At 39.1% G+C, this 11,353-nt stretch carries 14 protein-coding genes; 10 read left to right on the top strand and 4 right to left on the bottom strand.

Annotation, left to right across the window (positions count from 1 at the left end):
- The first annotated feature begins 37 nt into the window (after nucleotides 1-37).
- From FIT70_RS06530 to FIT70_RS06505, 6 genes are all read left to right on the top strand, one after another.
- Nucleotides 38-2,200, top strand: coding sequence for an adenosylcobalamin-dependent ribonucleoside-diphosphate reductase (locus FIT70_RS06530; protein ID WP_139931292.1), 2,163 nt, complete (start codon nucleotides 38-40; stop codon nucleotides 2,198-2,200).
- Between the two features lie 25 nt (nucleotides 2,201-2,225).
- A complete protein-coding gene (locus FIT70_RS06525) occupies nucleotides 2,226-2,906 on the top strand; it encodes a TSCPD domain-containing protein (protein WP_139876014.1) in 681 nt (226 codons plus the stop codon).
- A 73-nt stretch (nucleotides 2,907-2,979) separates the two neighbouring features.
- The gene (locus FIT70_RS06520) at nucleotides 2,980-3,963 is read left to right on the top strand and encodes a S1 family peptidase (RefSeq protein WP_139931290.1); all 984 of its coding nucleotides are present in this window, start codon (nucleotides 2,980-2,982) and stop codon (nucleotides 3,961-3,963) included.
- Nucleotides 3,960-4,331 (top strand): hypothetical protein, encoded by a 372-nt coding sequence (locus FIT70_RS06515; RefSeq protein ID WP_139931288.1) that lies wholly within the window; start codon nucleotides 3,960-3,962, stop codon nucleotides 4,329-4,331. Before FIT70_RS06520 ends, FIT70_RS06515 begins: the two co-directional genes overlap by 4 nt.
- A 72-nt stretch (nucleotides 4,332-4,403) precedes the next feature.
- Complete coding sequence (locus FIT70_RS06510; protein WP_139870754.1) at nucleotides 4,404-4,607, top strand: hypothetical protein; 204 nt, start codon at nucleotides 4,404-4,406, stop codon at nucleotides 4,605-4,607.
- An 81-nt stretch (nucleotides 4,608-4,688) separates the two neighbouring features.
- On the top strand, nucleotides 4,689-5,426 hold the full coding sequence (locus tag FIT70_RS06505) for a dienelactone hydrolase family protein (protein WP_139929201.1): 738 nt from the start codon (nucleotides 4,689-4,691) through the stop codon (nucleotides 5,424-5,426).
- Here the strand turns inward: FIT70_RS06505 and FIT70_RS06915 are convergent.
- Nucleotides 5,423-5,584, bottom strand: a complete 162-nt coding sequence (locus FIT70_RS06915; protein ID WP_189340853.1) for a hypothetical protein — start codon at nucleotides 5,582-5,584, stop codon at nucleotides 5,423-5,425. The two genes, FIT70_RS06505 and FIT70_RS06915, sit on opposite strands and share 4 nt — an antisense overlap.
- A 109-nt stretch (nucleotides 5,585-5,693) precedes the next feature.
- On the opposite strand from FIT70_RS06915, the gene thiS reads away from it, so the two are divergent.
- The 4 genes from thiS to mltA are packed head-to-tail and all read left to right on the top strand — an operon-like array spanning nucleotide 5,694 to nucleotide 8,332.
- Nucleotides 5,694-5,897 carry a sulfur carrier protein ThiS gene (thiS, locus tag FIT70_RS06500; protein ID WP_139868633.1) on the top strand — a complete coding sequence of 68 codons (204 nt, stop codon included), beginning with the start codon at nucleotides 5,694-5,696 and terminating at the stop codon, nucleotides 5,895-5,897.
- A 1-nt stretch (nucleotide 5,898) separates the two neighbouring features.
- A complete protein-coding gene (locus tag FIT70_RS06495; RefSeq protein ID WP_139870752.1) occupies nucleotides 5,899-6,690 on the top strand; it encodes a thiazole synthase in 792 nt (263 codons plus the stop codon).
- A gap of 4 nt (nucleotides 6,691-6,694) precedes the next feature.
- The gene (gene apaG / locus FIT70_RS06490; RefSeq protein ID WP_139884865.1) at nucleotides 6,695-7,078 is read left to right on the top strand and encodes a Co2+/Mg2+ efflux protein ApaG; all 384 of its coding nucleotides are present in this window, start codon (nucleotides 6,695-6,697) and stop codon (nucleotides 7,076-7,078) included.
- On the top strand, nucleotides 7,079-8,332 hold the full coding sequence (gene mltA / locus FIT70_RS06485; protein WP_139884863.1) for a murein transglycosylase A: 1,254 nt from the start codon (nucleotides 7,079-7,081) through the stop codon (nucleotides 8,330-8,332).
- 53 nt (nucleotides 8,333-8,385) lie between these two features.
- Here mltA and pqqA read toward each other — a convergent pair whose 3' ends face one another.
- The 3 genes from pqqA to FIT70_RS06470 form a co-directional block, all read right to left on the bottom strand.
- Nucleotides 8,386-8,457, bottom strand: coding sequence for a pyrroloquinoline quinone precursor peptide PqqA (gene pqqA, locus FIT70_RS06480; protein WP_012777389.1), 72 nt, complete (start codon nucleotides 8,455-8,457; stop codon nucleotides 8,386-8,388).
- 111 nt (nucleotides 8,458-8,568) lie between these two features.
- A complete protein-coding gene (locus tag FIT70_RS06475) occupies nucleotides 8,569-9,768 on the bottom strand; it encodes a hypothetical protein (RefSeq protein WP_139931286.1) in 1,200 nt (399 codons plus the stop codon).
- Between the two features lie 92 nt (nucleotides 9,769-9,860).
- Nucleotides 9,861-11,351: an ammonium transporter gene (locus FIT70_RS06470; RefSeq protein ID WP_139931284.1), complete on the bottom strand. Its 1,491-nt coding sequence runs from the start codon at nucleotides 11,349-11,351 to the stop codon at nucleotides 9,861-9,863.
- Nucleotides 11,352-11,353 lie beyond the last annotated feature (2 nt).

Genomic DNA, 11,353 nt, shown 5'->3' with positions numbered 1-11,353 from the left:
CAAATTTAGTAAATAAAGAATAATTCAGGGGAAATTCATGCTCAAAGCTGTTCGTCCAAAGTCCACATTAAGTGACCATCAAGACCACGAAATACCGATTCAAGATGTTTCACTTGATATCTGGGACAAAAAGTATCGTTTGAAATCAAAACAGGGCGAGCACGTTGATAAAAATATCGATGATTCCTTTATGCGTGTGGCAAGAGCTCTGGCGGATGTTGAAATTCCAGCTAAAAGAGAAGAATGGTATGAAAAATTCCTATGGGCTTTAAGACACGGTGCTATCCCAGCAGGCCGAATTACTTCGAATGCCGGTGCCTTGGAGCATAAGCCTGCAACCTCAACAATTAATTGCACGGTATCGGGCATCGTAGAAGATAGTATGTCTGGCATTTTAGATAAAGTGCATGAAGCAGGACTTACCTTAAAAGCAGGTTGTGGTATTGGCTATGAATTTTCGACCTTAAGACCTAAAGGTGCTTTTGTAGCAGGCGCAGGCGCTTATACTAGTGGCCCACTCTCGTTTATGGATATCTACGACAAGATGTGTTTCACCGTATCATCTGCTGGTGGACGTCGTGGTGCACAAATGGCAACTTTCGATATTGCTCACCCAGATGTCACTGACTTTATTAAAGCAAAACGTGAAAACGGTCGACTCCGTCAATTTAATCTTTCATGCTTAATCACTAAAGAATTTATGGAAGCAGTCAAGGCTGACAGCGATTGGAAAGTCGCATTCCCTGTCACAGAAAAAGAATCTATCGTTGATGGTTTAAATGTCAATGACGAAAGCCAAGTGGTTTGGAGAGAGTGGCCTGTCAAAGGTAAATACCTTACTAAAGTCGAAGGCATTGACGCAGGTAAAGTGGCATGCCGAGTTTACAAAACAATTAAAGCAAGACGTTTGTGGGACATCATTATGTCATCTACTTACGATTTTGCTGAACCTGGTTTTATTTTGATTGATCGGGTAAATGAGATGAACAACAACTGGTTCTGCGAAAATATTCGTGCGACCAACCCATGTGGCGAGCAACCGCTCCCACCTTATGGCGCTTGTTTATTGGGTTCCGTGAACTTAACAAAATTTGTTAAAAAACCTTTCACTGATGAAGCATTTTTTGATTGGGCTGAATATAAAGAAGTGATTGCGATCTTTACACGTATGTTAGATAACGTAGTTGAAATTAACGGCCTTCCTTTAGAAGAGCAACGTAAAGAAATTATACGTAAACGTCGTCACGGCATGGGTTACTTAGGCTTAGGTTCATCACTCACGATGCTTAAGATGAAATACGGTGATGATGCTTCTTTGAAATTCACTGAAGAAGTGAGCCGCACTTTGGCTGAGGTGGGTTGGGAAACAGGTATTGATTTAGCCGATGAAAAAGGTGCTGCACCGATTATGGAAGAAGAGTTTGTGGTGACAGCAGATATGTTAGCAAAACGTCCTGAGATGGCAGCCGATGGTATTAAAGTAGGCGCTAAAGTGAAAGGCAAAGTATTGCTCGGCAAGTATAGCCGCTACATGCAGCAATTCCCTGAAGGCTTGCGCAACAAGATTGCTAAAAAAGGCGTACGTTTTACACACCATAGTTCAATCGCACCAACAGGCACGATTTCATTATCGCTAGCTAACAATGCAAGTAACGGTATTGAACCTTCCTTTGCACATCATTACAGTCGTAATGTGATTCGTGAAGGAAAGAAATCAAAAGAAAAAGTGGATGTCTATTCATTTGAGCTATTAGCGTATCGCGAATTGATTAACTCGAAAGCGATGCCATTCTCAGAAAACGAAGATGAAAAATTACCAGATTACTTTTTAGATTCTTCAACGATTCAAGCGAAAGCACACGTCGATATCCAAGCGGCCTCACAAAAGTGGATTGATAGTTCTATTTCTAAAACCATCAATGTCCCAACAGATTATGATTATGAGGATTTTAAAAATATTTATTTATACGCATATGATAAAGGCCTTAAAGGTTGCACCACCTTTAGATTTAACCCAGAAGCTTTCCAAGGCGTATTGGTGACAGAAAAAGATTTAGAGAACACCACTTATAAATTTACTTTAGACGATGGTTCTCAAGTTGAAGTGAAGGGTAACGAAGAGATTGAATATGATGGCGAGACCCATTCAGCAGCGAATCTTTACGATGCGTTAAAAGAAGGTTATTACGGTAAGTTCTAAGACTTAAGAAATTATAAGGAAAATAATGGCAATTAAAATTGAAAAAAAAATCGTAGGTTATAACGTTGTTTCTGAAGAAGATAAAGCGAATGCGCTAACCCAGAAAGAAAATCAAAACGTTGTGCAGCTAGGAGAGCCTCTAGGCCGTCCTGAAAAAATTACAGGCTCCACTTATAAAGTGAAAACACCCGTGACTGAGCACGCACTTTATATCACAATCAATGACATCATCATGAATGAAGGCACACCGCAAGAACATCGCAGGCCTTTTGAAATTTTTATTAACTCAAAAAACATGGATCACTTCCAATGGATTGTAGGTTTGACGCGCGTGATGTCTGCTGTATTCAGAAAAGGTGGCGATTTGACATTCTTGGTCGAAGAGCTTCATAGCGTATTTGATCCTAATGGCGGCTACTTTAAAAAAGGCGGTAAGTACGTGCCGAGTTTAGTGGCTGAAATTGGTGAAGTGGTTGAACAACATTTAATCGATATTGGTATGCTTAAGAAAGCATTACCTGATGAACATCAAAAAAAATTGATGGAGGAAAAGCGTGCTGAATACATGGAAAAACATTCTGAAGAAATTGACAGCACAGGATATCCAAAAGGCTCACAACTCTGTAGCAAATGCCAAACGAAAGCAGTCATTATGATGGACGGATGTCTTACATGCTTAAGTTGTGGTGATAGTAAATGTGGTTAAAGTTTTGTCTTTAAGGAACTAAGAAGCTTAGTTCCTTATCTATGCAAGAAATTCAATTGAAAGCCCTCATATCATGCATAGAATAGTTTTCTTCTTATTTTTAATTTCTCATATAGTTTTTGCAGCACCTTCTGATGAAGTGACTTTTGCTGTGTTACCTTCTGTGGTTAAGGTTCATGTTATTGATCAAAGAGGCAATCATGGAGTAGGATCTGGCATTGTGGTTGCTGAAAATCAAGTGGCAACCAATTGTCATGTGGTGGCTAATGCGCTTGGAGTGCAAATTGGTAAGCGAGGTCAGTCGTTTTCGCCCGTGAGTATGAAAGCAGATTGGCGTCATGATTTATGTATTCTTCAATTTAAATTTTTTGATGTAAAACCAGTAGCTCTTGGTGATACACAAAAACTCATGTACGAACAATCAGTATTTTCTAAAAGCTACGGAGGCAATGCTGTGAAGCCGATCATGTCTTTTGGGAGCATTAAAGGCTTATATGCCTTGGATAGTGAAAATATTATTCAGTCTTCGGCAGGGTTTTCGATGGGCGCATCTGGCGGCGGTCTTTTTGATGATGACGGTCATCTCATAGGACTAACCACATTTAAAAGCCCGGGGCGACATGCTTATTATTATAGTATTCCTGTAGAGTGGATTAAGCGCTTGTTGCATCAAGGCAAAGACATACAACTCACCGCTCAAACTGAACTCCCTTTTTGGGATGCTCCATTTGAAAAAAGACCTTATTTTATGCAGTCCCACGATTTAGCTCGTGAAGGTCAATGGGAACGATTAAAAACTATTACAGCAGATTGGCTTAAAAGCGAGCCACAATCGAGCGAAGCGATTTTTAGTAATGCGATAGCACATTTTGAATTAAAAGATTTTGAGATTGCCAAAAAACAATTGAGTGATGTGATTAAAAAAAATCCACGTCATGCACAAGCACAACTTTATTTGTTAAAGTTAGCGAAACTCAATCACGATGATCATGAAGCGCATGCGATTGAAATATTACTAAGTCAATTAGACGAATCCTTACTGAAAGAGTCCCAATGAAAAAGATGTTTAAAAAATTCACGGTATTAATTCTGCCAGCCTTGCTTTCAAGCTGCGGAAGCATAAAGATACCTGAGGTAAATTTGCCTTCGCTTAGTGGTGAGTATCGTGAACTTTCAACTGCTCCCCAAGGCGCTTCTTTGTATCAGTGCGAAAAAAATAAGAAGTTTTATTTAAAAGCACTTGAGGGCGGTAAAGAGATGTGGATTATTTTCCCGAATCGTGAATTTGGCTTAAAACAAGTAGACGCTTTAAAAAATACTTATACCAATGAGTCGACCACATTAGAGATCAATGATCCCGAGACCTTCATTAAAGAGGGCGATGTTTTAATCTATCAAAAATGTCAGATACAAAAGCTAAAATAGCTACTTGCGCTTCATAAAAACGAGGCGTACATTAAAGGTTCATCACCATTTGATTTTTTAAGGGAGAGTCTTATGGATAATAAGTATGGTCTTGGAAGTGACAAAGTATCTGCGGAGATTCATGACCGCCATCAGAAAGCTTCGAGCTGTTTTAAGTGCAAGGCAATTCATTTGCAATATTGCCCGACTATGGAAGATCATCAGTGCGTCGATTGTGGTGAGTGGCAAAATGATGCTCCTTTAAATTACTCTACAGGTCGAAGTTCAGAGTACTAAAATTCACTTTAAACTCGCTTCGAATCAAGTAAAATAAGGGCTTTCGTCTTTCTACAAACCCCTTATTTATTAGGATGAAGCATGTTAATTCAATCAGAATTCGTTGATTTAAATACCCCTTCAGGCATTATGCGTACTTATGTGCATAAACCTGTCACACATAAAAAGACCCCCGCAATTCTCTTTTATTCAGAAATTTTTCAGCAAACAGGTCCGATTGAACGGGCAGCTAAAATCATTGCAGGCCATGGATTCACCGTTTTGGTGCCTGAAGTTTTTCATGAGTTAAATCCGATTGGCACGGTGTTAGCTTATGACGATGCAGGACGAGACAAGGGTAATGCGGACAAATCAGCAAAAGACGTTGAAGGTTATGACGCAGACAATCAAGCGATGATTGCATGGATCAAAAAACAACCCTGGTTTGCAGGTTCCATTGGAGCTATGGGTTTTTGTATTGGCGGGCACTTAGCTTTTAGAGCGGCACTTCAGCCAGAAATTGAAGCAACGGCATGTTTTTATGCAACAGACTTGCATACTCATGTGATTCCAAATAAACCTAATCAGCATTCCATGGATCGCTTAAAAGACATCAAGGGCGAGCTTCTTATGATTTGGGGTAAACAAGACAACCATATTCCAGAACAAGGCCGTAAAGCCGTTTATGAAAAAATGCTTGATGCTAAATTAGTATTTACGTGGCATGAATTTAATGGACAACATGCCTTTATGCGAGACGAAGGAGAGCGCTACGATCCTGAGTTGGCACTTTTAGGTTACGACTTAGCTTTAAAACTTTTCCAACGCAAGCTTGCTTAAACGCAATCTGATATTGATTCGAGCCAACGTTTACGACGAAGCTTCTCATCGATAGTTAATTCAATCGGCGCAGTTTTCTTTTCTAATGGGCTTAAATGATCTGCCTCGTCTTTGTTCTGAGGCAATGTATTCAGCGAATCTGTATTATAATTTTGCATATAGCTTTTTCCTTTTGGGATTGTATTTAATTCTATGGAATTGTGTTCCATAGAATTACGACTCTAAATTTGTTTAAAAATTCAATGTTTGATGAATAAAGCCACATCCATGAATCTTAAAATTAACGGTAATATAAAATCTTTTGATGACACTTCGATGACAATTGAAGGATTAGTCATGCAACTTAATCTTTTGGGTAAACGTATTGCGATCGAAAAGAATGGCATGATTATTTCAAAATCGGAATTTCAAAAAATCACACTTCAAGATGGCGACCAATTAGAAATTGTGGGCGCGGTAGGTGGTGGTTAAGATGATACAAAAAAAAGATTCACTCTTCATCGCAGGTAAAAGTTACCAATCACGACTATTGGTTGGCACTGGTAAGTATAAAAACTTTGAGGAAACAAGGCTCGCGATTGATGCGAGTGGTGCGGAAATTATTACAGTTGCGATTCGTCGAACTAATATTGGTCAAAATGAAGGTGAACCCTCCCTTCTTGATTTTGTCCCGCCCAATCGTTTTACCTATCTTCCTAATACGGCCGGATGTTATTCAGCCGATGATGCAGTAAGAACGCTTCGTTTGGCGCGTGAATTATTAGATGGCCATACGCTTGTTAAGTTAGAAGTTTTAGGCGACCCTAAAACACTTTATCCCAATGTGATTGAAACTTTAAAAGCTGCAGAAGTCTTGATCAAAGAAGGTTTTGATGTGATGGTATACACATCAGACGATCCGATCGTGGCAAAAGAACTAGAAAATATTGGGTGCTGTGCCATCATGCCTTTGGCTTCTCTCATTGGTTCTGGCATGGGGATTTTAAATCCATGGAATTTACAAATTATTATTGAGCATGCAAAAGTCCCAGTTTTAGTCGATGCAGGTGTCGGTACCGCTTCAGATGCAGCGATTGCTATGGAATTAGGTTGCGAAGGTGTCCTTATGAATACAGCAATTGCAAGTGCGAATGATCCAATCATGATGGCAAGTGCTATGAAAAAAGCTATTGAAGCTGGACGCGAAGCATATCTTGCAGGACGCATGGCTAAGAAATTATATTCAGCATCACCAAGCTCCCCGTCGCAAGGTATGATTTCCTAATATCATGGGATCTACAAAATTACATGCGATTCGTATTAATGTTGAAACCCATTTTGTAGAAGAAAAATCTAGTATTGAGCATAACCGGTACTTTTTTAATTACACCGTTACAATAAGCAATGATGGACTAGTTCCAGCGCAACTTGTGAGCCGTCATTGGATTATTACAGATGCCAATGAAGAAACTTTTGAAGTGAAAGGCTTAGGTGTGGTCGGTGAACAGCCTCTTATTCAACCGCATGAATCCTATACTTATACAAGTGGTACTGAACTTAATACACCTGTAGGCTCCATGCATGGCAGTTATCAGATGGTGTCCGAAGATGGCACTGCATTTGATGCAGAAATTCCTATGTTTATTTTATCGATGCCAAGGACGCTCCATTAAATGAGACATTTCATTATATTCTTACTTACTTTATTTCTTGTCTCATGCGCAGAGACCCCATATAAGGGAGAAAAAGTTTCTGTTACAAAATCTAATTGTGACTGCCCAAAAATTAAAACTGAAAAAGAAGATCTCGCAAAAATTCCTGAGTATGGACTCTTAAAAAAGTCAGATTGGAGTGTGATTGAATCTTCATTTCAAAGTGACAATTTACTTCCTGCCTGGACGGCATGGCTTAGAAGTTGTTCTGCATTAAAACAAAAAGATGCCTGGAAAAAAGTATGTGATTTTGCGGACGACATCAAAGAGCCAAGTGATGAAAACATTAAAAACTATTTTAAAAACTATTTTAATGTCTATACTGCAAGTAATATGGATGGCTCCGAAACCGGTATTATTACTGGTTATTATCAGCCTATCTTAAAAGGTAGTAAGGTTAAAACGTCAAATTACAAAATCCCTCTCTACACAACACCTAAAGATTTAATTACTGTGGATCTGAGTGAGGTATATCCAGAACTTAAATCAAAACGTTTGCGCGGAAAATTAGTGGGAAACAAATTAGTGCCTTATTTATCAAGAGCTGAGATTGATGGAAAAGGCTCTCCTTTAGCTGGCAATGAGATTGTTTGGGTAGAAGACCCTGTGGAGGCATTCTTTTTAGAGATTCAAGGATCAGGTATTATTCATTTTGATAATGGGGAAGCCATGCAAATTGGGTATGCCGACCAAAATGGATATCCATTTAAAGCGATTGGTTCAGTGCTCATTCAGAAAAAAGAAATCACTATGGCTGAAGCTTCAATGGAAGGCATTAAAAATTGGGCGAAAAAAAATATTGTTAAACTTAAAGATTTTTTAAATGTTAATGCAAGCTATGTATTTTTTAGAAAATTACCAAGTGACTTACCAGGACCGATCGGCGCTTTAGGAGTGTCGATCGAAGCCGAGCGAAGTGTTGCGATCGATCCTAAATTTATTCCATTAGGCGCACCTATTTTCTTATCCACAACTCAACCTAATACGAATGAGCCCCTCGATCGCTTGATGATCGCTCAGGACACAGGCGGGGCAATTCGAGGTGGTGTTCGTGCAGATTTCTATTGGGGGACTGGCGATGATGCTGGACGGAAAGCAGGCTCCATGAAACAACAGGGAAAAATTTGGGCATTACTCCCTAAGGATTATGTATTCCCAATTGCGACGCAAGAATTTGCCATGAAACGCAATCGTATTGAGGAAGCTTCCAAATAAAAAAAAGGAAGCTATAAAGCTTCCTTTTTTATGTAACCGTAGTTAACGAACAATTACTTGTTCATTACGTACATAGTCACTTCAAAGCCAAAACGCATTTCTGTAGCTGCTGGAGTTGTCCACATAATATTTCTCCTATGAGGGTTAACAATCTGCATTCAAGATGCATTGGACAAACTATAGGCTGCATCTATATTAAATACACGGAACAGGTAATGAATTAGACCTCATGATTTTCATGATAGGGCCATGATATTGGTGACATTAAGATCTAAGGCTTTTGGTGTATCAATGAAGGTAATAGGGTCGATCGATCTCCAGACAAGGTAGATGGGCGTATCTGTAATTTTGAATTCATTACGATCAATGATGTCACCATGACTATCAAATATTTTAGCAGAGTAGATATCTTCAATATGATAAAAATTCTCTGGATTTAAGGTCTTATCATCTCGCGCCCATATGGCATGCATTTGTTCTTTCTCATTTTTGAAGTGATGAATTTCAAAAGATGCATCATGAAATAAAGAGCCTAGATAAGTCATGCCCTCCATACGATCCACTAGAAAAAGAATACCTTCGGCATTCCTGTAAGGCACATATAGTTTAGTGAGTCGGCCTGATGCAATCAGTAAAGAAATCGCTCGTAGTGTGTAAGAAGTAATTTCATGACGCTTTAATTCAATCGTTCCATAAATGGTTTTGATGTTAAAACTTTCCGCAATTCTTTGAACGAGCGCTAATTTTTTTATGAGATTGAATTTAAAAAGCTTACCTAATTTAGGAATCAAGAAATTTGAATAAATGAGCTCGGGCTCTTTATCCATTTCATTCGTTAAATTGATCGTATGAATATCAGGTAGTTGATATTTGTCTTTTAAAAGCTTAAATACCATGTCATTAAAGAAAGGGCTAAATGAAGGAATAGAAGGGCCTGCGACTTTAATCTTTTTCAGTCTCGCAATGTTAAACGTCATGGTCCAGATATTTAAGAACGTATGTAATGCTTTCTGAGTAAAGCCCGTCATTTCGATTTCAATGGATGAAATGTGAGCTTGATAGCCTAGCAATGTAAGATCTAAAAGCTCTCGCCATTGCAGATAGATATCTTCCTCATTTATCAGCACTAATTTGAGATTAAATTTAATATCGTGCCCAATGAGGTCATCCATAAATGTCGCACTAAATTCACTGATACGATTGGATGGAATAAGAAGCGTTACATCACGAATTTTATGCTGACGACACATTTCAACGACACCTATTGGGTCTTCAATTAAATCTTCAATAGTAAGGCTTAATCCAAAAAAGCGATTTGGGATTTTATGGTTCTTTGGTGGAATGTGCCCGTGATTAAAAAAAAGCTTGGGGCTTAAAATAAGTAAAAAAGCATTTCTAAGAAATGCTCGATTGAAAAAAGAAAACTTTTTAAACATAGTCTCTATTATAACTTTAAGCGATTCAATTTTATGGATAAAAAAAGGGCGCTTAAAAAGCGCCCTTGAGAAGTAACTACTTTCAGGATATTTTATTTGTGATATGCCTGTTCACCGTGCTCAGCAATGTCTAAGCCTTCACGCTCAGCATCTGGTTTCACACGTAAACCAATCGTCATATCTATAAGTTTTAAAGCAACATAAGATACAGTTGCTGATACCACAACGGCTGTACCCACTGCCCATAGTTGAGACATGACTTGCGTATGCATATCAAACTCACCTACTTTATTTGCAACATAATCATAAACACCGGTACCACCTAATGCTGGGCTTACGAATACACCGGTCATAATTGCACCGAAGATACCACCCACACCGTGCACACCAAAAACATCAAGTGTATCGTCGTAACCAAAAGCCTTTTTAACTTTAGATACGAAGAATAAGCAGATTGGAGATACACCTGCACCTATAACAAGCGCGCCTATTGGGCCCACAAATCCACATGCTGGAGTAATGGCTACAAGACCAGCAACTGCGCCTGATGCTGCACCTAACATAGATGGTTTTGATTTTAAGATCCATTCAAATGCGATCCAGGAAAGTGTTGCAGCAGCCGTTGCAAGCATAGTATTTACGAAAGCTAATGCTGCTAATCCTGTCGCTTCAAGATTTGAACCTGCATTGAAACCAAACCAACCCACCCATAGTAAAGATGCACCCACCATGGTTAATGTAAGACTGTGCGGAGGCATAGCTTCCTTGCCATATCCAATTCTTTTACCCACCATAAGAGCGGCTACAAGGGCTGCGATACCGGCATTAATATGAACCACTGTGCCACCAGCAAAATCGAGTGCACCTTTAGCCCATAACCAGCCTGCATTTCCAATGACTGTTTCTAATGATTTAGCATCAGTGATTGCATCTGGACCGTCCCAATACCACACCATGTGTGCCATCGGTAAGTATGCAAATGTGAACCAAATGATTAAGAATAAAAGTACCGCTGAAAATTTCATACGCTCAGCAAATGCACCAATAATTAAAGCGGGCGTAATAGCCGCGAAAGGTAATTGGAAAGCTACAAAGATAAATTCAGGAATCACTACACCTTTGCTAAAAGTAGCACCCACTGAATCTGGTGTGATACCACTTAAAAATAACTTACTGAAGCCACCATAAAATGGACTGCCGCCTGTAAATGCAACGCTGTATCCATAGATCGCCCATAAAACACCCATGAGTGAAAACACAACGAAAGTTTGCATGAGTACAGATAACATATTTTTTGATCTGACTAATCCACCATAGAAGAGTGCTAAACCTGGAATCACCATTAAGGTCACCAGAATCGTAGCCATGATCATCCATGCAGTGTCACCTTTGTTAGGCGTCGGTGCAGGAGGTTCATCTTTTGCTTCAGCAGGTTTTTCAGCGGGAGTTGCGTCTGCTACTAAAGTCACAGCATCACTCGCTTTTACTGAAGTTGCTTCATCAGCAAAACTTACACTTGTCATGCCTAAAAAGTTTATGCATAAGAAGCTAATTAATGCGAAAGTTGATAATAGTTTTTTCATAA

Source organism: Candidatus Methylopumilus universalis (assembly GCF_006364435.1).
GTDB lineage: Bacteria > Pseudomonadota > Gammaproteobacteria > Burkholderiales > Methylophilaceae > Methylopumilus > Methylopumilus universalis.
This window is presented reverse-complemented; position numbering and strand designations above follow the sequence as displayed.